Annotated in this window: 25 protein-coding genes; 19 read left to right on the top strand and 6 right to left on the bottom strand. The window is 63.8% G+C overall.

Annotated elements, in window-relative coordinates; genetic code table 11:
* Positions 1–38: 38 nt before the first annotated feature.
* Positions 39–455: a hypothetical protein gene (locus ACN19L_RS24880; protein WP_190786159.1), complete on the bottom strand. Its 417-nt coding sequence runs from the start codon at positions 453–455 to the stop codon at positions 39–41.
* 217 nt (positions 456–672) lie between these two features.
* Here ACN19L_RS24880 and ACN19L_RS24875 point away from each other — a divergent pair, with 217 nt between their 5' ends.
* From ACN19L_RS24875 to ACN19L_RS24830, 10 genes are all read left to right on the top strand, one after another.
* On the top strand, positions 673–1,170 hold the full coding sequence (locus ACN19L_RS24875) for a hypothetical protein (protein WP_426491497.1): 498 nt from the start codon (positions 673–675) through the stop codon (positions 1,168–1,170).
* Between the two features lie 55 nt (positions 1,171–1,225).
* Positions 1,226–1,645, top strand: coding sequence for a hypothetical protein (locus ACN19L_RS24870; protein WP_190786157.1), 420 nt, complete (start codon positions 1,226–1,228; stop codon positions 1,643–1,645).
* Positions 1,646–1,657: 12 nt separating this feature from the next.
* Positions 1,658–2,005: a hypothetical protein gene (locus ACN19L_RS24865; RefSeq protein WP_190786156.1), complete on the top strand. Its 348-nt coding sequence runs from the start codon at positions 1,658–1,660 to the stop codon at positions 2,003–2,005.
* Positions 1,986–4,652, top strand: coding sequence for a VirB4 family type IV secretion system protein (locus tag ACN19L_RS24860; protein ID WP_426491496.1), 2,667 nt, complete (start codon positions 1,986–1,988; stop codon positions 4,650–4,652). Before ACN19L_RS24865 ends, ACN19L_RS24860 begins: the two co-directional genes overlap by 20 nt.
* Positions 4,649–5,752 carry a hypothetical protein gene (locus ACN19L_RS24855; RefSeq protein WP_426491495.1) on the top strand — a complete coding sequence of 368 codons (1,104 nt, stop codon included), beginning with the start codon at positions 4,649–4,651 and terminating at the stop codon, positions 5,750–5,752. The genes ACN19L_RS24860 and ACN19L_RS24855 overlap by 4 nt, the downstream gene beginning before the upstream one ends.
* 12 nt (positions 5,753–5,764) lie before the next feature.
* A complete protein-coding gene (locus ACN19L_RS24850) occupies positions 5,765–6,442 on the top strand; it encodes a hypothetical protein (RefSeq protein WP_190786153.1) in 678 nt (225 codons plus the stop codon).
* Between the two features lie 70 nt (positions 6,443–6,512).
* Positions 6,513–7,253 (top strand): conjugal transfer protein TraK, encoded by a 741-nt coding sequence (locus ACN19L_RS24845; protein WP_190786152.1) that lies wholly within the window; start codon positions 6,513–6,515, stop codon positions 7,251–7,253.
* A 20-nt stretch (positions 7,254–7,273) separates the two neighbouring features.
* A complete protein-coding gene (locus ACN19L_RS24840; RefSeq protein WP_190786151.1) occupies positions 7,274–8,197 on the top strand; it encodes a DUF4138 domain-containing protein in 924 nt (307 codons plus the stop codon).
* Between the two features lie 12 nt (positions 8,198–8,209).
* Positions 8,210–9,616: a conjugative transposon protein TraM gene (traM, locus tag ACN19L_RS24835; RefSeq protein WP_190786150.1), complete on the top strand. Its 1,407-nt coding sequence runs from the start codon at positions 8,210–8,212 to the stop codon at positions 9,614–9,616.
* A 22-nt stretch (positions 9,617–9,638) separates the two neighbouring features.
* The gene (locus tag ACN19L_RS24830; RefSeq protein ID WP_190786149.1) at positions 9,639–10,517 is read left to right on the top strand and encodes a hypothetical protein; all 879 of its coding nucleotides are present in this window, start codon (positions 9,639–9,641) and stop codon (positions 10,515–10,517) included.
* 61 nt (positions 10,518–10,578) lie between these two features.
* Here the strand turns inward: ACN19L_RS24830 and ACN19L_RS24825 are convergent, their stop codons facing one another.
* The 5 genes from ACN19L_RS24825 to ACN19L_RS24805 all read right to left on the bottom strand — a co-directional run bounded on the left by ACN19L_RS24825 (position 10,579) and on the right by ACN19L_RS24805 (position 15,500).
* Positions 10,579–11,112, bottom strand: coding sequence for a DUF6122 family protein (locus ACN19L_RS24825; RefSeq protein WP_426491494.1), 534 nt, complete (start codon positions 11,110–11,112; stop codon positions 10,579–10,581).
* Between the two features lie 389 nt (positions 11,113–11,501).
* Entirely contained in the window at positions 11,502–12,095 is a 594-nt protein-coding gene (locus tag ACN19L_RS24820; protein WP_426491493.1) for a DUF305 domain-containing protein, read from the bottom strand.
* Positions 12,096–12,212: 117 nt separating this feature from the next.
* Positions 12,213–12,836, bottom strand: coding sequence for a helix-turn-helix domain-containing protein (locus tag ACN19L_RS24815; protein WP_190786147.1), 624 nt, complete (start codon positions 12,834–12,836; stop codon positions 12,213–12,215).
* A gap of 9 nt (positions 12,837–12,845) precedes the next feature.
* Positions 12,846–13,223, bottom strand: coding sequence for a cupredoxin domain-containing protein (locus ACN19L_RS24810; RefSeq protein ID WP_215139129.1), 378 nt, complete (start codon positions 13,221–13,223; stop codon positions 12,846–12,848).
* A 3-nt stretch (positions 13,224–13,226) separates the two neighbouring features.
* Positions 13,227–15,500, bottom strand: coding sequence for a heavy metal translocating P-type ATPase (locus ACN19L_RS24805; RefSeq protein WP_426491492.1), 2,274 nt, complete (start codon positions 15,498–15,500; stop codon positions 13,227–13,229).
* 380 nt (positions 15,501–15,880) lie between these two features.
* Between ACN19L_RS24805 and ACN19L_RS24800 the strand changes: the two genes are divergently transcribed.
* The 9 genes from ACN19L_RS24800 (at position 15,881) to ACN19L_RS24760 (ending at position 22,706) form a co-directional block, all read left to right on the top strand.
* Positions 15,881–16,369, top strand: a complete 489-nt coding sequence (locus ACN19L_RS24800) for a hypothetical protein (protein ID WP_426491491.1) — start codon at positions 15,881–15,883, stop codon at positions 16,367–16,369.
* 134 nt (positions 16,370–16,503) lie between these two features.
* Positions 16,504–16,635 (top strand): hypothetical protein, encoded by a 132-nt coding sequence (locus tag ACN19L_RS24795; RefSeq protein WP_262898883.1) that lies wholly within the window; start codon positions 16,504–16,506, stop codon positions 16,633–16,635.
* A gap of 68 nt (positions 16,636–16,703) precedes the next feature.
* Entirely contained in the window at positions 16,704–17,651 is a 948-nt protein-coding gene (locus tag ACN19L_RS24790; RefSeq protein WP_426491490.1) for a heavy metal-binding domain-containing protein, read from the top strand.
* Positions 17,652–17,712: 61 nt separating this feature from the next.
* Positions 17,713–18,435, top strand: coding sequence for a DUF305 domain-containing protein (locus ACN19L_RS24785; protein ID WP_215139133.1), 723 nt, complete (start codon positions 17,713–17,715; stop codon positions 18,433–18,435).
* A gap of 42 nt (positions 18,436–18,477) precedes the next feature.
* On the top strand, positions 18,478–19,029 hold the full coding sequence (locus ACN19L_RS24780) for a heavy metal-binding domain-containing protein (protein ID WP_426491489.1): 552 nt from the start codon (positions 18,478–18,480) through the stop codon (positions 19,027–19,029).
* A 102-nt stretch (positions 19,030–19,131) separates the two neighbouring features.
* Positions 19,132–20,376, top strand: a complete 1,245-nt coding sequence (locus ACN19L_RS24775) for a TolC family protein (RefSeq protein ID WP_426491488.1) — start codon at positions 19,132–19,134, stop codon at positions 20,374–20,376.
* 1 nt (position 20,377) lies between these two features.
* Complete coding sequence (locus ACN19L_RS24770) at positions 20,378–21,004, top strand: hypothetical protein (RefSeq protein ID WP_426491487.1); 627 nt, start codon at positions 20,378–20,380, stop codon at positions 21,002–21,004.
* A gap of 12 nt (positions 21,005–21,016) precedes the next feature.
* Complete coding sequence (locus ACN19L_RS24765; protein ID WP_426491486.1) at positions 21,017–22,162, top strand: efflux RND transporter periplasmic adaptor subunit; 1,146 nt, start codon at positions 21,017–21,019, stop codon at positions 22,160–22,162.
* Positions 22,163–22,196: 34 nt separating this feature from the next.
* Positions 22,197–22,706, top strand: a complete 510-nt coding sequence (locus ACN19L_RS24760; RefSeq protein WP_190786139.1) for a YybH family protein — start codon at positions 22,197–22,199, stop codon at positions 22,704–22,706.
* The last annotated feature ends 59 nt before the right edge of the window (positions 22,707–22,765 follow it).

Genomic DNA, 22,765 nt, shown 5'->3' with positions numbered 1-22,765 from the left:
AGGCAACGTGGGAGCGAAAAGGCTCCGGGGCCTTTCCGCTAGTTAGGAGGTGAAAGTGGGGACGCCGGGGCGTCGAATGGTGGGTTGTCGAACAGGTTGAGCTCGGCCTTAAACCGGGTCAGGCTCTCGGGCGAGGTGAACAGGAAAAAGTGGCGGCGCGACTGGTGCACGATGATGCGCAGCAGCTCGGTGGGGAACTGGAAGTGGGCCATCAGGCGCTGCAGCAGCACGGCCTGGGTTTCCTCCTCCAGCTTCTTGATTTCAATCAGCCGGGCGTAGTTGAACTTGTGCTGCTGGGCCCAGGGCTTGAGCTGCCCGTGCAGCAGCGTGTTGAGGCGGTGGCGGATATAGCGCAGAACAGTGGCATAGGAAACAATAAGCGCGGGGTCGGGAAACCCCGCGTTGACCGGCTCGATGGGGGGGGCAGCCGGGGGAGTGGGTACAGAGGTGGTCATGCAGCAGCAATAAGGGGCGTGCAAGGTAACAAACCAGCCGGCCGCGTGCACTACCCGATTGCTGTCGGTACATGGCTACGCCGGGCTTACCATCTAGTGACCCCAAAGCTTCGGCATAGCTGCTTCAAAACTTCTGCAAAACCAGAACTTATACGGAAGTGCTCCGTATAGTTGCCGCAATTGCTCATAAAAAACTTCGGCCTTTCGCTTGAAATCGATGCTGTGGTTGCTGCTTTTGCTGCTGATGGCGGCGCTGGGGGTACTCTGGTGGCGCTTCGCCATGCCGGCCAGTGCCGGGGCCGCCGTGGTTCCGCCGCCCCTGGAGGGCAACCATCCCTCGCTGCGCACCCGGCACTACCGGCTGGCCGATTTCCATCCAGCGCCCCTGGTAGTGCCAGAGGTGGCGCCTAGTACCAATGAGGAAGTGACGCCACCAGAGCCCGCTGAAACTCTGCCTCCCACGGCCGAAGCGGCGGCAGGAGCGGCGCCCACGCCAGCGGCTGTACCGGACGAGAGTGAGGCCATGCCCGCGCCTGCCGAGGCCGGCCGCTTACCGGAGGGCGCCCTGCACAACTACCTCTCGGCACCCGCGCCCACGGCCACGGACGAGCACAACCGTGGCGTGGAGCTCACCGCCGCCCAGCGCCGCGCCAAAATGCGCGAGCTGATGAGCACGGCCCTGGAAAACCGGCGGGCCGCCCCGGCCACTGCCTAAAGGCATTTTCCCTGCTTTTTACCTTTTCCCAATCCTTCCACCTATTTCCTTTTCCATGCAAACTCCCTTGCTCACGCGCCTGCACCAGGGCGCTGCCCAGGTAGCTGCCGGAGGCCTGCGCCTGCTCGCGGCCGGGCACACCTACCATCCATCCCGCGCTGAACGCCTGGCCATGGCCCTGCTGCTGGCCACGTCCCCGGCCCTGGTATTCGGCCAGGCCGGCGCCGGCGGCCGCGCCGTGGGCGCCCTGCGCAGCGTGCAAACCATCGTCATCAGCATCGTGCAGGTGCTCTTCATCATCGTGCTGGCCATCGGCCTGGTGCGCGTCGTGCAGAAGTTTATCAGCGGCGCCCCCGACGCGCTCGGGGCCCTGGGCTGGCTCATGGGCGGCGTCATCCTCTGGTTCGGCTTCAACTACTTCAAGGAAGACCTGGCCAGCGCCATGGGCGGCGGTGAAGGCGGGGTAACTCCGTAAGCTGACTGGCCCATGCGTTCCTACAAAAGCATCGAGCGCCCCGCCCAGGTGCTGGGCATGAACCTGCCGGACCTGGGGCTGGTGGTGGGCCTGTTTCTGGCCGCCGTGCTGGCCATCGGCGTCGCGGGCCTGGTGGTTACCGTGCCACGCTTTCTCTACCTGCTGATTCTGGTCGTGCTAGTGGTGCTGCTCTACGCCCTGCGCTACCTGGCCAAGCACCGGCCCCCGGGCTTTCTGCTCAGCTGGCTTTCCTTCCACCGGCGGCAGCCGCGCCGCATCGCCCTGGGCCGCGCACGGACAGGGCCATCGGCGGGCGGCTCCGCCGCTATTCCCACCCCGCATGAACATGTTTCCCACTAAGGCCGCTGACCGCACCGCGGCCCGCACCGCTGATTTTGCGGACCTGCACCCGGCCTACGCCTTCCAGGACGACAAGGTCATCTATCGGGATGGCCGCGTGGGCGTCGGCTTCGTGCTTGAATGCCCCGAAATGGAGAGCTGGCAGGCCGAAGAGTTTGCCAACTTACAGTCGGCCCTGCTCGGCGCGCTGCGCACCCTGCCCGTGGGCACGGTGGTGCAAAAAACTGACATCTACTACGACCGTCCCTTTCAGAATACCGGCGGCGACGCCCGTCCCGGCTACTTTGAGGGCAAGATGAATGCCCACTTCGCCGAGCGGCTGGTGCTCTTCCACCGGGCGTACCTGTTCATCTCCTTCGCCCCCTCGGACGAAGCCAAGCCCGTAAGGCCGAATGCCCTGAGCGCCCTGGTGAACCGCGCCGGCGAGAAGCTGGCCAAGAACCCGTTTGCCGGCGTCGTGCAAACCCTGGACACAGCCGAGCGCATCGCCACCGAGCTGCTGCAAAGCCTGCGCGGCCTCGGGGGCCTGGACTACCGCCGACTCAATCAAGCCCAGTTGCCGCAGGTCTTCACCCAGTACTTCAACCTGGAGTTCGACCAGCAGCCCGCCGGGCTGACCCGCGAAATCAGCAACGTGCCGGGCGCCTTCACCGTGGGCGAAAACCGCGTGAGCATCGTCTCGCTGGTGGGGCAGGGGAGTGAGGCCCACCCCGCCGTCCGCAACGGCTACGGGGTCACCTCGCCCATGCTCTACCCGCTGACGGCGTTTCTCTCCTGCCCCCACGTGCTGACCCAGGCGCTGCTGATTCAGGACTCCCGCGCCGAGCTAAAAAGCCTCGACAACGACAAGAAAATTAACAACTCGCTTTCCTTCCTGGCCACGCAGGACAACCACCTGCGGGCGGCCGAGATTGACGAGTTCACCGCCGAGGTCCGCTCGGGCAGCAAGCAGGTCGTGGGCCTGCACCTGTCGGTGCTGCTCTGGGACGTGGACGACCAGGCCCGGCGCGAGCACGTGGAAAAGACCACGGCGGCCTTCCGGTCCATCTTCGGGGCCGAGGCCGTGGTGGAGAGCTACCTGACCCTGCCGCTGTTCTTTGGCCTGGCGCCCGGCAACGCCTACCAGGTGCCGGACCGCTGGCTGACCACCTCAGCCGACCGGGCGGCCTGCTACTTCCACTGGACTACCACGTACCGGCCGGAGCCCACGGGCGAGTACCTCTGCGACCGGTTTCGCAACCTGGTCAAGGTAAACCTGTTCAACACCGACCTCGACAACCAGAACGCCCTGGTCATCGGCCCCTCGGGCTCGGGCAAGAGCTACACCTTCGGCAACTTCATCGTGCAGCGCTACGAGCGCGGCGCCCGCCAGATTATCATCGACATCGGCGGCACCTACCGCAACGTGTTCCAGAGCCTGACGGGGCCGGACTTTGAGAACACCTACTTCGAGTACGACCCGCAGAACCCGATTGAGTTCAACCCCTTCCTGCTGCCGCGGGAGGGCGAAAACGGTCCCTGGCACTATTCCGACGAGAAGCTCAACTTCCACCTGGCCCTGCTGGCCGCGCTCTGGAAGGGCGGCAAGGACCGCGCCCTGAGCAAGAGTGAGCGCACCATCCTTTCGCGCTTTCTGACCGGCTACTACCACGATTTGAACCTGCACGAGCGGCTGGGCCAGTCGGACGAGGAGTTTCCCGGAATGGAAAGCTTTTATAGGTACGTGCAGCGCTACGACCAGTGGATGCGGGCCGAAACGCCCGCGCCCGGGGAGGGCGACGCCACGGATGAAAGCATCGCGGTGCTGGCTCTGCAGCGGGCCCAGTACCAGACCGACATGAAGTACATCGACATGCACGAGTTCTTCCTCGTGCTGGGCGAGTTCGTGTCGGGCGGGCGCTACGCCAAGGTGCTCAACTCCACCCGCGAGGCCCAGCTAAGCCAGTACCCGCTTATCTGCTTTGACCTGGCCCGGGTAAAAACGGACCCCACGCTCTACCCGGTGGTGGCCATGCTCATCACCGAGCTGAGTTTGGACCTGTTCCGGCAGTTTCCCGATGCCGTGAAGTACATCGCCCTCGACGAGGCCTGGGCGCTGCTTTCGGGTGTGCTCGAGGAGTTCATCGTCTCGATGTACCGCACCATCCGCAAAACCAACGGCTCCATCACCATCATCACCCAGGGCATTCAGGAAATCATCGACTCGCCCATCGGCTACACGCTGATTGACAACTCCAGCACCAAAATCATCCTGCGCCACTCCAACGAGGCTTCGCTCAACCGCCTGCAGGCGCCGCTGGGCCTCACCGGGCACGAGATGGATTTGATTCGCTCGGTGCGCTCGACCGACTCGTTCCGGGAGTTCTTCATCAAGCAGGGAGCCCAGGCCAAGGTGTACGCGCTCGAAGCCTCGCCCCAGCTCGACGCCGTGCTGACCTCGCGGCCGGCCGAGCGCAACTATCTCAACCAGCTCGTGCGCCACTACCAGCGCCAGCGGCCGGTGGAAGTGCGCGACGCGCTGGGCAACCTGGTACGCGACGCCGACGGGCGGCCCACCTACACCACCGTTACCGAGCAGCGGCTGGACTTTGCCGTCGACCAGTTCGTGGAAGAAAAGCGCAAGCGCAAGGGGGCGCTGTCGGCATGAGTGGTGCGCTTTTTCTGCTGGTCGGCATGGACCTGGACACCGACTTTATCACGGCCGCCGACGGGGCCCTGCGCAAGGTGCTGCAGGCCTGCCAGCTCTACCTGATTCCGCCCTTTCTCTCGGTAGCGCTACTCTACACCGTGGGCCGTGGCTACCTGCAGGGCGGGCAGTTGCGCATGGACTTCTCGCCCCTGCTCAAGGCCCTGTTCGTGTACTTCATCCTGTTCTTCTACCGGGACTTCATGGACTTGCTTGGCGGGGCCATTGGGGCGTTTTCCAGCCTAGTAGCGCCGGACGAGCCGGGATTTATCGCCCAGTCCTTGCGAAGCCTGACAAACCCGGTCGGCTCGCCGGCCATTCAACCTGACCAGGCCACTAATACCGCGGGGTTTGTAAACGAGCAGATAAGCAACATCTCCTCCACCTTCGACAAGCTGACCCGGTTCTCGCTTATAAACCTGCTCACCGAGCTATTCACCACCAGTACCGTGGCGCTGATTCGGCAGCTGCTGGTCATGATTCGCCAGTACATCGTGGCTTTTTTGTACGTGGGAGGGCCTATTGCCATCTGCCTTTCGGCCTTGCCTCCCTTTGCACAGCTAGGCAAACAGTGGCTGCAGAATTTCATGGCCGTTCAGTTCTGGTCCCTGACCTACTCGCTGCTGGACACCATTTATGCAAACTATGCGGCTACCCGCCCAGGCACTGGTAATGTGCTCATGCCCACAGGACTGACGCCAAGTGCTTACGCTGATGATTTAACCTACTTGATTAACTCTATCGGTTTCGTCATCCTCTACTGCATGGTGCCTTGGCTGACGAGCTTCCTTATCGGCTCCTCAGCAGTGCAGGGCTTCGTGGGCATGTTTACCGGAGCCGTAGCCGGGGCTGCTGGGGCAGTTAGCGGGGTAGTATTCCCCGGCGCCTACGGCGGTGGGGCAAGTGGCGCACTGGGTCGCAAAATGGGCTTTGGACCAGATAAATCGGGCGGAGGCAGTTCCGGTGGGTCCTCGGCCAGCGCTTCTGCGCCATCCGCCTCGTCAGAGTTGCCCACTATATCCTCAGCCGACTCGGGCGCGCCAACGCGCCGTCGGCGCTAACCCTTCTTTCCAATGAAATACCTTCTCATCAGCATGCTGAGTGCCTCGGCGTTTCTTACAGCTTGCAAAAACGACAATGAAGCCGCAGCCGACGCTCTACAGCAAGTAGCCAAGGCAGCGGCTAATTCACCAGAAGCGAAAGCGCGGCAGGCAGCCTGGAAGCTTGCCACAACGCGCCCACCAGCATTACCTAATGGCTCACCCGCTAATCTTCGTCCAGCAGTCGAGCAGCTACTGCCTAAAGAGGGCTACCTGAAGCTGATATCAGTCAAGCAAACCAGAGCCGCACAACCGGGAATTATGGCGCTGCCAGTCCTGTGGCGGCATGTAAAAGCTGATTACCCGACCGTAGCCCCTGGCTACCGCCTGCCTTTCGAAGCAGTATTGGAATGGCGACCAACGGGCTATGCCAAGGGAGAAAAGGTCCCCGCCGTCCTTGCCTTGCGCACCCCTGAAGCGCCTGATACGCTGGGCACCTTCGCCCTCCTGGAGCCTGGAGCCACGATTCCCGGGCAATCACAGCAGACTCCAACACTTGTGAAGCCCGGCCAGGGAGTGACTGTTCGGGGAGTCCTGTACGCTTATGCGACGACCCCAAACGCTAGCCAGCAGCCAAGCCTAATCCTCTATCCCTACCAAAACCCATTAGGGCCGCCTGACCCGCGCAAAATGGTCTACCTGACCCTCTAAGCGCGGGCATTGGGGCAAAAAGTCCCGGTTGACTCAGCCCCTTTCATCCTCCAACTTCTTCGACTTACCTATGAACTCAGTCCAAGACCTGAACAAGACGTTTATCACCATGCGCACGATGGCGCTGGCTGCCCTCGCCCTGCTGGGGGTGGTGACAGTGGCCTCCGGTGCGCTGCTCTACCGCGCCTACGAATCCACAGGCCAGCGCGTGTACGTGGTGAGTGACACCGGCTCCTTCTCGGCCCAGATTGGCCGCGGCGCGGGGCACACGCCCTTCGAGGCCCGCAACCTGGTCAAGACCTTCCTGCTGACCATGTTCGGCCACGACCAGTACTCCTTCAAGCACAACCTCGATGCGGGCCTGCCCCTGATTGAAGAGCGCGGCGGGCGTTTTCTGTTTGAGAGCTTCCAGCGCGGGCAGGTGCTGCAGAACTACATCCGCTACGGCGCCCGCCAGGCCGTGACCGTGGACAGCATCCACCTGGACATGAACCACCGACCCATCACCGGCCGCGCCTACATCAAGCAGACGGTGTTCATCGGCGACCAGCAAAGCCAGAGCAAGCCCCTGGGCGCCAAGTTTGCCCTCGTCGAAACCGACCGCTCGGATGCCAACCCCTTCGGGCTGCTCATTACCGACTTCGACTTCATCGCCTACAACCCGCCTGTCTCGCAGGAAGAGAAAGACCAGCTGCGCGACCAGGAGCAGGCCCGGCAGCGCAAGCTGCGCGAAGAAGCCGAAGCCGCCGGCGTGCCCCTGCCGCAACCCGCCCCCACGACGCCTGCCCCCGCCGCTCAACCTGCCCAGTAAGCTACCTCTATCCCCTTCTTATGCGTTTCCCCTTCTCCTTTGCTTCCTGCGCGCTGCTGGCGCTTTTACCCGGCCTGTCGCAAGCGCAGACCCTTGCTTCGACTGCCACGCGTCCTGCCGGCGTGCAAACCCCGCATCCGGCCAACGTAGCGCCGAAAATGCAGCTGGAAATCGCCGTTTCCGACTCCTCCACCACGTACCTGGTCTTTCCGGGGCCGGTGTCGCTGGTCGACGTGGGCCAGGCGCCGCACTACCTGGTCAAGATTGAAAGCAACGCCGTGTTCGTGCGGGCCAGGCGCCGCAACCCGCCGCCCACGCCCATTCTGGTGCGCTACGGCTCGCGCTACTGGATGGGGCACCTGGTGTACACCCACCGGCCGGTGCTGCAGCTCTACGACTTTCAGGACGGCGGCGCCCTGGGCGTGAGCGCCGGCGGCAAGGCCCGCAACGGCGCCGGCGTGGATGACGCGCTGGCCCTGAACCAGGGCCACGACAAGCGCGAGCTGGCCGAGGCGCGCCTGGCTAAGCTGGCCACCGCCAAGCACGCCGATTCCAGCGGGCTACGCACGGCCGATAACGACCTGGTGCTTTCGCTGGCCAACGTGCGCAACGACAAAGACTTCACCTACCTGCGCCTGAAGCTGCGCAATACCACCACCATCGACTACGCGGTGGATTTTACCGACTTCGAGCTGGTGGAAAACTCGCGCAAGAAGTTTCTGGGCAAGAAGAAGAACGAGGCCCGGCGGCCCCTGGCGCCCGCCGGCGGGGCCGAAAGCCAGACCATCCCGGCCCGGGCTACGGGCTACCTGCTTTACGCCGTGCCGCTGTATGCGGCCACCGACCGGGGCCACCTTGAAATCACCTTGCGCGAGAAGTTCGGGGCCCGGGTGCTGGTGCTCAAAGTCCCCAGCAAAGTCATCAACACGGCGGCCGCCATTTAATCCTTTCCTCTCATGTCCGAGCACAACATGCAGCCGGTGTATCCTGCCGGCGACAACCCCAGTACCGAACCGCAACCGGCCTCCGGCTCTGCTTCTGCCCCTGCTACTTCCGCTACGCCCCGCCCCTCGATAGGGGAGCTGGCCCGCCGGCACTGGCTGCCCCTGCTCGTGGGCATCGGCATGCTGACGGCGGTGACGCTGTTTTTCTACGCCCGCTCCCTTTCCCAGGAAGTAGCGCAGCAGGCCAGCCCCGTGGCGGCTACCTCTCAAAATTTGGAGCCCACGATTGCGCCCGCCACGCCCGAAGCGGCCCCGGCGCCCACGGACGTGCTGGAGCAAAAGCAGGCGGCTGCGCGACAGGCCGGCGTGCAGACCCTGGGCACCGTTCCCTCCCCGGACCAATTGGCCGGCGGCATGGCGGTCGATACGGTGGGGCAAGCCGCTTTGCGCCGCCGCACGGCCTTGGCCGCCGCGGAGCGTCAGGCCCGGGCCGCAGCCAACCGGGCGGCGCTACCGCCCCCTGATTCCACGGAAGTAACAGCAGTGGATGCGCAGACCGGTGCCTACCGGGCCGTGCGCATCCCGGTGGTGCAGGCCAGCTACCGGGGTAGCAGTGCCAGTGTCGACCCGCGTCGGCGTTTGCGGGCTGCGGCCCGGCCCCGCACGGCGCCCGACGGGGTGCCCTACGAGCAAAACGACGACGTGCTGGACATGCTCGACGCAGCCCCTGCCGCCTCCCGCGCCTCGTACGAGCAGATGACCGGGCGCCGCTATTTCGACCGGCGGGCTGCCCTCCGGGCCAGCGGGGCGTCTGGTGCCGCGGCAAACAACGCTTCGGGCTACGATGCCTTTGGCACTATTAAAGCCGGCTATTTCCGGTATGCCCCCGATAATCAGGCGCAGCTGCTGCCGGACATTTTCTACAAGGCCGTTATCAACGGGGAGCAGAAGATTCGGACTGGTTCCGTCGTGCTGTTGCGCCTCGTCGAGGATGCCGTTATCAGCGGGCAGACCTTTCCTAAGAACCTGGTATTTGCCGGCGTGGCCAGCGTCGAGACCAACCATGTGGCCATCCGCATCTCCCGGCTGGGCCCTACCCGGGTAACCGCCGACATCTACGACTACCATTACCTGCCGGGGTTGATGATTGACCCGCAGAAGCGCCAGCCGCTGCCCGCGGCTGACAATCCCCTCAACGATGCCCGCTCCATCGGTGCCCAGGAAGTGGGCATGGCCATTGACCGCTCGGCCTCGGCTGCTAATTCGGTAGTGGGCGTGGGGGGCCGGGTGGCGGCCGCGATGGTGGGCCGGGCATCGACACCCCGCCAGAAGCTGCGCGACGTGCGTCTGCCCGATGGCTACCCCGTGCTCATCACCACGGGCGCGACGGATGCCGGCGCGCCGACGGCCAGCAATTAAACCTTACTTTAGCTCTTCAGCCATGAAAAAGGGACTGTTTGTTGTGGTCCTGGCCGTTCTGGCCGGCACCACTTCCTACTTCGCTTCGGCTCAGATGGTCGTCAACGACCCGCCGCACATGGGCATCCACATCGGCCAGTTTGCCAAGCAGCTCAAGCAATGGGTCGAGACCGTCAAGAACTACCAGGTCATCAAGGACGCCCGGCAGATTGCCGGTGTCACTCGCGACATCACGGGTCAGGTAAAGCAGTTAACTTCCGAGGGGCTGGAGCTGCAGCGGCAGATTCAGGCCGACCTGCGCAAAGTAGCATCGGTGAAGGATTTGCGCTACGCCAACCCCTTGGAGCTGTTTGGCCGGGGCATGGCCATGAACACCAGCTCGCAGCCCGACTACATGCCGCCGGTGAACAAGGCCCGGCGCCTGCGCCAGGCGCTGCAGGGTCGCACTGAGCAGGACGTTGAAACGGTATACCAAGCCTTTTCCGGGCTGGATATCGGCCGCAACGGGGCCCAGTCCTTTACCTACCGTGACTATAAGAACATGCGGGAAGAAGCCTTCGCTTCGGCATACGCCTACGAGGAAGTGCTCAAGAAAAAGAACGTCGAAACGGCCTTCAACTACCAGAAGATTGCCGACGAGATGACTGCCCAAAGCGTGGAGCTCATGGCCACGTTGAAGAACCCGGGCCGCTATTCCATGACCGAGGCCGAGCGCCTGCGCGCCATGGGGCAGGCCAACGACAACATGGTAAAAGCCCTGCAGCTGCGCCAGGAAGCTGACCGGCTGATTCACGAAGCGGGCAAGCCCGGGCCGGCACGACAGGCGGTGGAAGGCGCTTACCGGGACCAGCTGCTGCAGAATCAGCTGTTAAAAAGCATTAGTCGCTCGGGAAGGTTCTAGCGACAATTCTGAATCGGGCCACTTAGGCAACAGCCCGCTCAATCTCCCGTCTCGTCCCAGCTTACTCGACCACCTCAAGGCCCAGCAGCTTCCGCACCCCGTTGTACAAGCGACGAATACGGGAGTTCCGGTAGCAGTCCTGGCAGTGGCTGAAGTTCCACAAGCAGTCCACCGTATCCGTGAACATGTGGAAAAGCAAGCCGACAGCGACAATTTGCGTTGCCGGCCACAGGAGCAGCAGCGCATACACCGGTATGATATGAAAGGAGTGCAACGGATGGTACCCCACGCTGCAGCGCAACGGGTCGAAGATGGGTTTTGCCAGCAGGTGGTCCAGGTCAATGGCCATTGTGGCCAACATAACCAGGTAAGCAGTCTGCCACACCAAGGGAAAAAACACCAGCGCCAACACGAGCGGAAAAACAAAGTGCAGGCCATAATGGACCAGCGTTTGGGCGCTGAAGAGCTTGGGGGAGGCAAACTGGCCGGGCCCGGGCGGGGCCATCGGCCGGATGGCGCTGCTTGCGGTATCTGCGGGCGTTGCTTTGGCCTGCCTGCTGCCCGGCCCGACTGCCGGTTTCTTCTTCTTGGCCACGCGGTCCCGCGTGCCGGAAGACGTAGCGCGCTCTTCTGCCTTTACCCGCCCCTGCTGGGTAGTGGGCTGCTCCCGGGCGGGGGTGACTGCCGCTGTATCACCGTGCTGGGCCTGTGGCGGGTGGTGGTACCCGGGGGGCGGCCGAAAACTTGGGGACGACAGCCGATGACCGGCAACCGGCTAAGACCACACCGGTTGCCAAGACTAGAATGAGGCGGAAAGCAGGTAGTGCGAGCATGGGGGTTGTTAGGGCCACGTAGCGGGCGACGGTGGCCACCTCGGCCGGTAGCGGACTCAGGCCGCCGGATAGTGCTCTTGGCCACCCACCGTACCCTAAAAGCAAAAAGGCAGCTCCGCGAGAGCTGCCTTTTTTGTGGCTAAGCCAAGACCTAGCGGTTGCGCGTGAGCCAGTTCTGCAGGACGCCAATCTCCTGGCGCTGGTCGGCGATGATGGCCTGCGCCAACTGGCGCATCGTGGCGTTGCGGCCGTGCTGGAGCAACGCCTCCGAGTTGTCGATGGCCGCCTGGTGGTGGTCAATCATCATCTGGGCGTAGTCCACGTCGGTGCGCATGGTCATGGTGCGCGCGTTGCTCGCGGCCATCATGCGGTCCATGTTGGTTTTCTGGATTTGGTTGAACTGCGGTACCAGCGGCTGCGTGGGCTGGTGGCTGCTCAGGAACGAGTTGAACTGCGTGATTTCGGCGCGTTGCTTGGTGATGACGTCCTGGGCGATGGTTTTCATCTCCTGGTTGCTGCCCGCGCGAAGTTCTTCCTCGCTCATCTTGATGGCCGCGTCGTGGTGTAGCACCATCTGGGCGGCAAAGTCGTGGTCGGGGTCCTGGGTCTTGGCCTGCGCGTCCATCTGCGTCATCATGTCCATCATGATTTTCATCAGCGGAGTGTCGTGCTTCATGTCGTCCATGTCATGGTCTTTGCAGGCCGAAAACAAGGAAACCAGCACTAGCAGAGACAAAATAGGCAAACGGAATAAGCGGTTCATGCGCACGGTCGGTGGGGTCTGGTGGTGAACAATATAAACGCCCGGGCTACCCGCCCGGTTTTTACACCGTTGGCCTTTTTGCTTGCATAATTTCCGCGGCTACAGCAGCGAGTCCAGGCTGCGCCGGGCATGGCTGGCGGGTCCGAGCCGTTGAAATTCCGAGGGCGTCAGGCCCGTCACCTGCCCAAACTGCCGCGAGAGGTGGGCCGGGGAGCTGTAGCCCAGCTGCCCCGCCACCTGGGCAATGGTCAGCTCGCCGTAGCCGATGAGCTCCTTGGCGCGCTCCACCTTCTGGCGGATGATGAACTTCTCAATGGTCAGGCCTTCCTCGGAGGAGAACAGGTGCGATAGGTAATGGTAGTCGCGCCCCAGGTGCTGAACCAGGTAATCCGAGTAGGTGAGCAGGCGGGGGCCCGGCTCGGGATAATGAATGAGCGTCACCAGCAGGGTTTTAATCTGCTCCACGAGTTGGGCCCGCGGGTCTTCGAGCAGGGCAAAGCCCGCTGCCAGCAGGCTGGCGCGCACGGGCTCCAGGTCCGGCGCCTGACCATCGGCAGTGGTCACGTCGGCCTCGCCCAGCACCACGCGCTGCACCTGCAAACCCAGGGCCGTCAGGTCTTCCGTCACCACCCGGATGCACTGGGGGCAGACCATGTTCTTAATCAGCAGCCGGTGGGTGCCGGGGGCAGGCAGCGTGAAGCCGGAGCGGAGTTGGGAGTTCATGAGCGGCATCTATTTTACGACCAGGCTACCGCGCAGCATGCCCATGCCGCAGGTAAACGTAAAGGTACCGGCCTGCTGGGGCAGCAGCTCCACCAGCGTCGTCTTGAAAGCCGGCAGGTCGCGGCGGATGCTGAAGTCGGGCATGAGCAGTTCCTCCGAGCAGCTGTTCTCCTCGTCCCGGTAAAAGCTCAGCTGCACGGGCTTGCCGCGCTCCACTTCGATGACGTCGGGCGAATAGCCGCCCTTGACGGTGATGTCCACTTCCTGCACCCCGCTGGAGGTAGAAACGGCCGCAGCCGTCTGGCGGGCGGAAAAGAAGAAGTACCAGATAACAAAAGCCGATAGGGCCAGGCCCGTCAGCGTCACGATGATTTCGGCGGTATCCATGGCTTAGTTCTTAGCGGGGGAGAAGCTGCGCAGCCGCAGCGAGTTGGTGAGCACCGACACCGAGCTCAGGGCCATGGCCCCGGCCGCGAGCATGGGCGAGAGCAAAATGCCGAAGAAGGGGTAGAGCAGCCCCGCCGCCACCGGAATGCCCAGCGTGTTGTAGATGAAGGCGAAAAACAGGTTTTGCTTAATAGTGCGGATGGTCTGGCGCGAGAGCTCAATGGCCGTGACCACGCCCTGCAAATCCGAGCGCATGAGCGTGATGCCCGCCGCTTCCATGGCCACGTCAGTGCCGCCGCCCATGGCCAAACCGATGTCGGCCTGGGCCAGGGCCGGCGCGTCGTTGATGCCGTCGCCGACCATAGCCACGATGCGCCCTTCGGCCTGCAGCTCCTTGACTTTGCCGGCCTTACCACTGGGCAGCACCTCGGCGAAGTAGCGCATGATGCCCACCTGCGCGGCTACCTGGGCCGCCGTCTGGGGGTTGTCGCCCGTCATCATCACCACCTCGATGCCCATGGCCTGCAGCCGCTTGATGGCGGCGGCCGACGTCTCGCGCACGGTGTCGGCCACGCCGACGAGGCCCACGGCCTGCTGGTCAACGGCGACATACAGTACGGTCTTGGCCTGGGCCAGCAACTCATCGGCCTGCCGGCGCACAGCCGGCGAAAGGCTGATACCCGCCTCATCCAGCAGGCGGAAGTTGCCGATGAGCACGGCCTGCCCGTTCACCGATGCCTGCGCTCCTTTGCCCTCGATGGCCTGAAAACCGGTGGCCGGAATGGCCGGGGCCTGCTGGGCATCGGCGTAGCGCACCACGGCTTCGGCCAGCGGGTGCTCGCTCTGCCGCTCCACGGCGGCCACTACCTGCAGCAGTTGGGCCGCGTCCTGTCCCTCGGCGGGCACAAAGTCCGTCACGGCCGGTTCGCCGCGGGTGATGGTGCCGGTCTTGTCGAGCAGCACGGTATTTACCTGGTGGGCTTTTTCCAGGGCCTCGGCGTTGCGAATCAGCACGCCGTGCTCGGCGCCCTTGCCGGTGCTGACCATGATAGCCGTGGGCGTGGCCAAACCTAAAGCACAAGGACAAGCAATGATGAGCACGGCCACGAAGTTGACCAAGGCCAGCGGCAGGCGGGCTTCCACGGGGGCCAGGTCAAACCAGAGCACGAACGTGAGGATGGCGATGACCACCACGGTGGGCACGAAGATGGCGCTGACCTTATCGGCCAGCCGCTGGATGGGGGCACGGCTGCCCTGGGCGTCTTCCACCAGCTTCACAATCTGCGAGAGCATGGTATCAGCCCCCACCTTGGTCACCCGGAAGCGGAAAGAGCCCGTCTTGTTGAGCGTGGCGCCGAATACCGGGTCCCCGGTCTTCTTTTCCACCGGCAGGCTTTCGCCCGTGAGCATGGCCTCGTCCACGGCCGAGCGGCCTTCTTCAATAACGCCGTCGGTAGCTACCTTCTCGCCGGGGCGCACCACGACGAGGTCGCCCAGCTGCACCTGCTCGATGGGCACGTCCACCTCCTGGCCGTCGGGCCGCACCACCCGGGCCGTTTTGGCCTGCAAGCCCATCAGCGCCTTGATAGCGGCCGACGTTTGCGTCTTGGCCCGCAGCTCCAGCACTTTGCCCAGCAGAATCAGGGCAATGATGGTGGCCGTGGTATCATAGTACACCTCGGGCATGAGGCCCCGGCGCATAAACCAGCCCGGCACCACGGTGGCCGCCAGGCTGTACAGAAAGGCAGCCCCGGTGCCCACGGCAATCAGCGTGTCCATGTTGGCGGCGCGGTGCTTGAAGCCGTTCCAGGCCGAGGTAAAGAATTCGCGCCCACTGTAAAGCAGCACCGGCAGGGTCAGCACCAAGAGGCCGTAGTTCAGCCAGTGCATATTCACGCGGGCCATCATCGCGGGCCAGAGCATGAGCATGCTCAGGGGCATGATGATAATGGCCAGCACCGTGGCTACCCAGAAGCGGCGCTTGAGCTTGACGTAAGCGAGGGCCTTTTGCTGGTCAATTTCCGCTTGCCGGTCGGCGGCGCTGGTGTCTGGCGCGCGCTCGGTTACGCCGTAGCCGGCGTTGACCACGGCCTCTTTTAAGGTGGCCGGGGTGGCCTGGGCGGGCAGGTATTCAATCGTCGCTTTTTCGGTAGCGAAGTTGACCATGGCCCGCTGCACCCCGGGCGTGCGGGTCAGGGACTTCTCAACGAAGGACGCGCACGAGGCGCAGGTCATGCCTTCAATGTCGAGGGTTTCGGTTTTGGTCGTTGGTTCCATAAAAAATAAGCAGCTGTAGTGCTGCATTGGGCCGGGAAACCCAAGGCTCCCTAGGCTAGAAAGTACAGTACAAAGGAACGGCGCCCCTGCGGCGGGGTTAGTACGGAATCTCACCCGAAACTTGCATAATTTGCACGTTGCAGGTGGGCAAGGGATTTACATAATCCGGCCGAAGGCTTGCATAATTTTGCGCTGCTTGCCGGGGGCTTTTTTCCCTGACTGCCGCCTAAAACAGCCTGGTGGCCATTTGCGGTCCTTTTTCGCAGGTTAAGCGGCCACCCACAGGAACGGCCCGGAAACTCTTTATTTAGAAATGGGGTAGATAAGCGGTACCGCCTTTTCGTGGAGAAGTCTACTTTTGCGGTTGCTTAGCGCCTGTCATGTTCCGTAGCCTGTTCCCCTTCCGCCGTTTGCTGGCGACGAGCTTCCTGCTCGTCTTCGTCAACGTGTTCGTGGGCCAGTGCTACTGCGCCACCCTGAACCCGGTGCTGGCCGCACCCGCGCCGGTGGCGAAAGTCATTGCCGTAGAGAAGACTACGCATCCCGGCTGCCACGGTCACGACAAAGCCACGGCAAAGCAGCAACCCACCAAGACCAAGCAGGACCATGCCCAGCACAACTCCAAGCCCGTGGGCAAGGATGACTGCTGCAAGGACAACTCGGCTGCTATCCTTAAGTCCCTCACCACGCCGGCTGAAAAGCAGCTGATGACACCCGCGCCGGCCTTGTTGCCGGCCAGCAGCGACTTCTTTTTCCGGCCCGCTGCCGGGCAGTGGGACCGCACCCACTCGGTCGTTCTGGTGCTCCGCGAGCACCTGCCCCCCAAAATACCCGATATCCGCATCTTTATTCAGTCCCTGACGGTCTGATTGATTTGACGCGCCCAAGGCTCGCCCTGGCATAGCTCTGCTATGTCCGGGGCGGGCCTTTGCATTGTCGTGTCCGCCCGGCGCTTAGCTGCCCCCTCCCTCCTTCATCTTCCTGGTTTTACCCTCGCCTGACAATGAAAAGTTGTTGCGAAGAAGCCGGCGCACCCGCCCCCCAAGGCCCGGTTCGCCGCCTGCTGTCCTACCTGCTCTACGCCGCGGTAGCTGCCGGGCTGGGCTTCGTGCTCTGGCAGCAGTGGCAGGCCTAGCCGTCCGGCAGCAGCGCCCCGGACTACTGGATATAGTCTCCCCATCAGTTTAACCCCATTCCCCTTTTATGTACCGCATACCGCTTTCCCTGCTGGCTTTGGCTGGCCTGCTCACCGCCAGCAGCTGCTCGTCCGAAACCGAGTCCAGCAAAACCACCGACACCGTCACCACGCCCACCAACGGCCCGGCCGAAGGCACCGCCGAGCACGGCGGGGGCCACACCTACGCCTGCCCCATGCACCCCGAGGTGACCAGCACCAAAGAGGGCGACAAGTGCCCCAAGTGCGGCATGAACCTGGAGCACAACGACAAGGTGGCCAACGGCAAAACTTACGAAATGAAGCTGGTGCCCACGCCCACGCAGGTGACGGCCGGGCAGCCCACCACGCTGGCCTTCACGCCGGTGGAAACGGGCAAGGGCTCGGCTCCCGTGCCCCTGGACGTGGTGCACGAGAAGAAGATTCACCTCATCATCGTCAGCAAGGACCTGGGCCAGTTCTACCACGAGCACCCCGAGTACACGGCTGAGGGCGACTACAAGGTGAAGTACACCTTCCCCAAGGGCGGCGACTACGTGCTGTTTCAGGACTATACGCCTACCGGCTCAGGCCACCAGCTCGGCCGCCAGCCCCTCACCGTGAAGGGCACGGCGTATGCGCCGGTCAAGTTCAAGAACGACGACATGCAGTGGGAGAAGGACGGCTATAAGGCCACCCTCGCCTTCGACAAAGACCTGAAAGTGGGCCAGCTGCTGGGTATGAAAATCAACATCAGCAAGGACGGCCAGCCGGTGATGGACCTCGCCAACTACCTCGGCGCGCTGGGCCACGTGGTGGTCATCAGCGAGGACACCGAGCAGTACCTGCACGTGCATCCCAACGACCAGGCCGACAAGGGCCCGAACATCGGCTTCAACACCAACTTCGAAAAGCCCGGCCTCTACCGCGTGTTCCTCCAGTTTAACCACGCCGGTAAGATTCACACCGGTGACTTCACCATCAACGTGAAGGCCTAGCGTGGGGGCTGGCTCCCTTCCGGCTTGCCCCTCTCTTTCTTCAACTAACCCAACCACACCCATGAAAAAGTCCGCTTTTTTCCTCGCAGCCCTCTGCTCGGGCTCCCTGCTGGTTGCCAGCTGCAACAGCGACAAGGCCGCCGATTCGACGGCTACCACCACCGAAACGACCACCGCCGAGGGCACCGCCTCCGGTGACATGGCCGGCATGGACCACTCCGCCGGGGCTACGGGCAGCGCCGCGGCCGGCGACTCGCCCCAACTGGTGGCCATGAACGAGATGATGCAGAAGATGCACGCCAGCAAGCCCAAGGGCAACACCGACCACGACTTCGCCCACCACATGCTGGAGCACCACAAGGGCGCGGTTGTCATGGCCGACATTCAGCTGCGCGACGGCAAAGACGCCACCATGCGCCAGATGGCCGAGAAAATCAAAGCCGACCAGCAAAAGGAAATCGCCGAGCTGGAAGCCGCGGCCACCCGCCTCGACAATGCCCCGACCAATTACAAGCCCAACGACCCCACCGACCCCTTCACCAGCAAGATGAAGGCCTCGATGGACGCCATGATGCCGATGCCAAAAAGCGTGGCAGACCCGGACATGAACTTCAACATGCTCATGACCATGCACCACCAGAGCGCCGTGGACATGGCCAAGGCCGAGCTGGCCCACGGCAAGGACACCAAGCTCAAGCAAATGGCTCAGCAGATAATCGACGCCCAGGAGAAGGAAATAGCTGCCTTCAAGGACTGGCACAATAAGAACGCCGACAAAATGTAGCCCACCGGCTACCCCATTCCAACCACTCACATCCCCCTCCCCATGAAGATTTCGCAAATTCTCGCCGCCGCCCTGTTGCTCGCCGCCCCGCTCAACGTTGCCGCCCAGCACAGCCACAAGCCCGGCACCGCTGCCCACGGCCACAAAGCCGCCGGCGAAACCCACGCCCACAAATCCCCCCACGGCGGAACGGTCCGCACGGCCGGCAAGTACCACCTCGAACTGGTGCAGCAAGCCGGGGAGGTGCACGTGTACCTGCTCGACGCCAACGAGAAAACCATGCCCCTGGACCGTTCCACCGGCACGGCCATGCTGCTGAGCACGGCGGGCAAAACCACCAGCGTGAAGCTGACGCCCACCGGCGACCATTTCGTGGCCGCCGTGCCCGCCGGCACTACCCTGCGCACGGCCATCGTGAGCCTGAAAGCCAACGGCAGCTCGCTCAGCGCCCGCTTTGAAAAGCTCGACGCGGCGGCCAAAGCCAGCAAGGCCACGGCCGCCGCCTACACCTGCCCCATGAACTGCGAAGGCTCGGCCAGCGACAAGCCCGGCAGCTGCCCGAAGTGCGGCATGGCCCTGGTGAAAAAGTCATAGACGTCGCCTGCTTTTCGGACGCCGGGCGTCCGGACCCGCTTCGTCCGGGTCGTCTGCCGCTGCAACGGTAGGCGGCCCGCTGGCTCGCTCTAACCTGATTATATGAAGTATCTGAAATTGAGAAGTGGCGTGCGTTTCCTGCTGGTTCTGGCCCTTTTGCTGGGATTAGGTTTCGAAGCTGCGCGCGCCCAAACCATCATCAGCCTGGACAGCGCCGAAGCCCAGACCCTGCGCCGGCACCCCCGGCTGCGGCAGTCAACCCAGGAAATTGAGGAGCAGCGCGCCCTCAAGCGGGGCTCGTTTGCGCCCGCCAACCCGGACTTTCTGTTCTCGGCCCCTACCGGCGAGATGTGGGCCCCGGGCGTGGTGCAAACCATCGACCTGCCCAACGTCTACCGCCAGCAGCGGCGCGTGGCGCAGGCCGGCATTACCCTGGCCGAGCGCAACCGCGACGTGAGCCGGGCCAGCGTGCTGCGCGACACCCGCCTGGCGTACCTGACCCTGCAATTTGCTGAGGCCCAGGTGCGGCAGCTCACCTACCAGGACAGCTTGTTTCGAGTGCTGCGCCTGGCCACCGAGCGCCTGTTTACGGCCGGCGAAGTCACCTCGCTGCAGCGCATCAGCACCGACGCCGAAGCCCGGCAGGTGACCGTGCTGCTGCAGCAAGCCACCGCCGACCGGCAGGCCGCCCAGCGCCGCCTGGCCTTGCTGCTGGGCCGCCCCAGCGAAGCCTTGGCCACCAGCACCGACCTGGGCCGCACCGGCGCGGAGCTGGCCCAAACGGGCACTGCGCTGCTCGCGGGCCTGCCCACCGAGGACAGCACGGCCCTGGTGCGCAGCCCCACGCTGGCCGCCGCTGCCCAAAACGTAGCCCTGAGCCAGTCAGGCATCAGCCTGGTCCGGGCCCGGCGCACCCCGGCCCTCACGGTGGGCTACCAGAACCAGGCATTTGAGAATTCAGCCTTGAAATACCGCTTTCAATTCGGCCTGTCGGTGCCCATCTGGTTCTGGACCTACCGCTCCCAGCTGCAGGCGGCCACGGCCCGCTCCCAGGCCGCCGGCTACCAGCTGCAGGCCCAGCGCCTGGAGTTGAGTAGTCAGTACCAGCAGGCCCTGGCCGACACGCGCAAGTTCTCGGCCTCGCTGGGCTACTACGAGCAAACCGGGCTGCCGCAGTCGCGGGCCATCATCAGCCAGTCGCAGCGCCTGTTTCGGGCCGGCGAAGTAAGCTACCTGCAGCTCATCCTGAGCCTGAACCAGGCCTTTGCCATCCAGAATACCTACCTGACGACCATTCGGGACTACCGCCAGGCCCTCATCGAACTTAACTACCTGCGGGGTGAATAACATGAAACAACTCCTGATTTTGCTCCTGGGCCTGCTTGTGCTGAGCGGCACGGCCTACGCCCACGGGGGCGAGGACCACGGCGACGGGCCCAAGGCCGGCACGGCCGCGGGCGCCACGTCCTTTTCCGTGGCCGCGCTCTCGGAACAGTTCGAGGCCTTGCTGCGCTACGAGCCCCTGGAAGGGGGTAAGCCCGCCGATTTGCGCCTGTTCCTCTCCGACTACGCCACCAACGCCCCGATCAAGGGCGCCAAGCTCACGCTCACCAACCCGGAAGATGCCAACCTGAAATGGGCCGTGAAAGAGCAGGAGCCGGGCGTGTACCTCGTCGAAGGCCAGTTTCCGGCCAACAAGGCTTACAGCTTCGCCCTCAACATCGTGGCGGGTGAGAAAGCCGATTTGCTCTTGCTCGAAGGCATCAAAGTAGGAGAGAAGCTGCCCGTCGCCGCGGCTCCCCACGCGGAGGCAACCGGGCTTTTTTCCTCCTGGAAAACCATCCTGGCCTTGGCCGGGGCCTTTGTGCTCGGCATCGTACTCACGGCCCTGCTCATGCGCCGCCGCCGTCCCGAGCCCGTGCCCCAGACTTCCGAGCAGGCGTTGACCGCCAGCCGCCGCACCCCCTTCCCTTAATGCTACCCCGATATGAAAACCAAGCATAAAATCCTGGCCGCTACGGCCGCCGCGGGACTGGTCCTGACGGTGCTGCTCCCTCCACCGGGTTTGGTGCAGGCCCACGGTGGCGAAGACCACGGTGGCACGGCCAAAGCCAGCACCGGCGTGGCCCTTTCCGACGAGGTACTGCTGCCCAAGGAAAGCCAGTTCCTGTTTCAGGTGCGCACCAACCTGGCCGCCTTTTCCACCACCTACAGCCGGGCCACGCTCTACGGCACGGTGTCGGCCGCGGCCGGGGGCGAGGGCCGCATCGTGGTGCCCCAAACCGGGCGCATCGTGAGCCTCGCCGCGCAGGTGGGCAAAACGGTGCGGGCCGGGCAGACCCTGGCCGTCATCGAGCAAACGCTGGACGCCACCCAGCAAATCGGGCTCAGCACCGAGCGGGCCAACGCCCAGGCCGAGCTGCGCGCCGCCCAGCAGGACTACGCCCGCCTGCAGAGCATCGCCGACATCGCCGCCCGCAAGGACGTGGTGGCCGCCGAGCTGCGCCTGCGCCAGGCCCGCCAGAACGCCAGCATCTACAACGGCCAGGCCCAGCAGCGCCGCGTGAGCATCACCTCGCCCGTGAGCGGCACCGTGGACGTGTTTAATCTCGCTGTCGGTCAACAAGTCAACCAGGGCGACGAGCTGTTTCGCGTCATCAACCCCGGCAAGCTGCGCGTCGAAGCCCAGGTGTTTGCCCAGGATCTGGACAAAGTCACGCCCGGGGCCGTGTTCCGGGTGGAAGGCCTGCAGGGCCAGGCCGGCGTGCCCGCCCGCCTGGTGGTGTTCAGCAACGTGGTGAACCCGGTCAACCAAGCCCGTCAGCTGGTGCTGGAGCTCGACGCCCAGCAGGGCAGCGCCTACCGCGCCGGCCAGGCCGTGAACGTGCAGGTCGTGGGCCAGACCGGCGGGGGCAAGCCCCAGCTGGTGGTGCCCACCTCGGCCATCACCGATCTGAATGGCAAGCCCGTGGTGTTTGTGCACACCGAGCCCGAGCGGTTCAAGATTCGCTACGTGCAGCCCGGCGCCGTCAACGGCCAGCAGACCGTGCTGGTGCAGGGCGAAATCAACGAAAACGACCGGGTGGTCACCACCGGCACCTACCAGCTCAAATCCATTTACCTCAACCAATAAGTCCCGCTCCGCGGTGGCTTCTTTCTCCCTCCCCATGAAAAATCTTTTTGCTCTCGCGGTGCTGTCTGCCACGCTTCCCTTTGCCGCCGCCACGGCGCAAGCCCAGACAACTGCCGCGGCTGGTTCCGCCGATGAGGTGGCCGTGCGGGCGGTGCTGAGCAAGTACCAGCAGGCCGTGCAAAAGCTCGATACCACGGGCACGCACCGCCTCTTCACGGCCAACTCCCAGGTGTTCGAGTCGGGCGGGGTGGAAGGCTCCTACCGGCACTACGCCGAGCACCACCTGGCCCCGGAGCTCAAGGAGTTTAGCGCCTTCACCTTCAGCGACTACAAAGCCGCCGTGCAGGTAGACGGTCCTTATGCTTTTGCGACGGAAACCTACACCTACACCATTAACCTCAAGAAGGACCCCAAGGAGAAAGAGGCCAAGGCGCCCATCGTGCGCCGCGGGGTGGCCACGTCGGTGCTGCGCAAAAACGCCGCCGGCCAGTGGCAAATCATGAGCACCCACACCTCGGCCCGCACGCCCCGGGTCAAGAAATAAGACGCACAGGGCGTGCCCTGTCCGACCCACTGGCCCACCGGCCGGACTACACCGAAGTC

Origin of the sequence: Hymenobacter sp. 102 (genome assembly GCF_049949205.1) — a bacterium.
Taxonomy (GTDB): Bacteria; Bacteroidota; Bacteroidia; order Cytophagales; family Hymenobacteraceae; genus Hymenobacter.
This window is presented reverse-complemented; position numbering and strand designations above follow the sequence as displayed.

What these genes read in the sequence shown, in the direction of transcription:
- ACN19L_RS24785 (WP_215139133.1), top strand. Translation starts at nt 17,713, where the DNA reads ATGAAAAAGTCCGCTTTTTTCCTCGCAGCCCTCTGCTCGGGCTCCCTG.
- ACN19L_RS24770 (WP_426491487.1), top strand. Translation starts at nt 20,378, where the DNA reads ATGAAACAACTCCTGATTTTGCTCCTGGGCCTGCTTGTGCTGAGCGGC.
- ACN19L_RS24850 (WP_190786153.1), top strand. Translation starts at nt 5,765, where the DNA reads ATGAAATACCTTCTCATCAGCATGCTGAGTGCCTCGGCGTTTCTTACA.
- ACN19L_RS24855 (WP_426491495.1), top strand. Translation starts at nt 4,649, where the DNA reads ATGAGTGGTGCGCTTTTTCTGCTGGTCGGCATGGACCTGGACACCGAC.
- ACN19L_RS24790 (WP_426491490.1), top strand. Translation starts at nt 16,704, where the DNA reads ATGTACCGCATACCGCTTTCCCTGCTGGCTTTGGCTGGCCTGCTCACC.
- ACN19L_RS24795 (WP_262898883.1), top strand. Translation starts at nt 16,504, where the DNA reads ATGAAAAGTTGTTGCGAAGAAGCCGGCGCACCCGCCCCCCAAGGCCCG.
- ACN19L_RS24870 (WP_190786157.1), top strand. Translation starts at nt 1,226, where the DNA reads ATGCAAACTCCCTTGCTCACGCGCCTGCACCAGGGCGCTGCCCAGGTA.
- ACN19L_RS24845 (WP_190786152.1), top strand. Translation starts at nt 6,513, where the DNA reads ATGAACTCAGTCCAAGACCTGAACAAGACGTTTATCACCATGCGCACG.
- ACN19L_RS24830 (WP_190786149.1), top strand. Translation starts at nt 9,639, where the DNA reads ATGAAAAAGGGACTGTTTGTTGTGGTCCTGGCCGTTCTGGCCGGCACC.
- ACN19L_RS24765 (WP_426491486.1), top strand. Translation starts at nt 21,017, where the DNA reads ATGAAAACCAAGCATAAAATCCTGGCCGCTACGGCCGCCGCGGGACTG.
- ACN19L_RS24800 (WP_426491491.1), top strand. Translation starts at nt 15,881, where the DNA reads ATGTTCCGTAGCCTGTTCCCCTTCCGCCGTTTGCTGGCGACGAGCTTC.
- ACN19L_RS24815 (WP_190786147.1), bottom strand. Translation starts at nt 12,836, where the DNA reads ATGAACTCCCAACTCCGCTCCGGCTTCACGCTGCCTGCCCCCGGCACC.
- ACN19L_RS24775 (WP_426491488.1), top strand. Translation starts at nt 19,132, where the DNA reads ATGAAGTATCTGAAATTGAGAAGTGGCGTGCGTTTCCTGCTGGTTCTG.
- ACN19L_RS24760 (WP_190786139.1), top strand. Translation starts at nt 22,197, where the DNA reads ATGAAAAATCTTTTTGCTCTCGCGGTGCTGTCTGCCACGCTTCCCTTT.
- ACN19L_RS24810 (WP_215139129.1), bottom strand. Translation starts at nt 13,223, where the DNA reads ATGGATACCGCCGAAATCATCGTGACGCTGACGGGCCTGGCCCTATCG.
- ACN19L_RS24840 (WP_190786151.1), top strand. Translation starts at nt 7,274, where the DNA reads ATGCGTTTCCCCTTCTCCTTTGCTTCCTGCGCGCTGCTGGCGCTTTTA.
- ACN19L_RS24780 (WP_426491489.1), top strand. Translation starts at nt 18,478, where the DNA reads ATGAAGATTTCGCAAATTCTCGCCGCCGCCCTGTTGCTCGCCGCCCCG.
- ACN19L_RS24880 (WP_190786159.1), bottom strand. Translation starts at nt 455, where the DNA reads ATGACCACCTCTGTACCCACTCCCCCGGCTGCCCCCCCCATCGAGCCG.
- ACN19L_RS24805 (WP_426491492.1), bottom strand. Translation starts at nt 15,500, where the DNA reads ATGGAACCAACGACCAAAACCGAAACCCTCGACATTGAAGGCATGACC.
- ACN19L_RS24860 (WP_426491496.1), top strand. Translation starts at nt 1,986, where the DNA reads ATGAACATGTTTCCCACTAAGGCCGCTGACCGCACCGCGGCCCGCACC.
- ACN19L_RS24865 (WP_190786156.1), top strand. Translation starts at nt 1,658, where the DNA reads ATGCGTTCCTACAAAAGCATCGAGCGCCCCGCCCAGGTGCTGGGCATG.
- traM (WP_190786150.1), top strand. Translation starts at nt 8,210, where the DNA reads ATGTCCGAGCACAACATGCAGCCGGTGTATCCTGCCGGCGACAACCCC.
- ACN19L_RS24875 (WP_426491497.1), top strand. Translation starts at nt 673, where the DNA reads ATGCTGTGGTTGCTGCTTTTGCTGCTGATGGCGGCGCTGGGGGTACTC.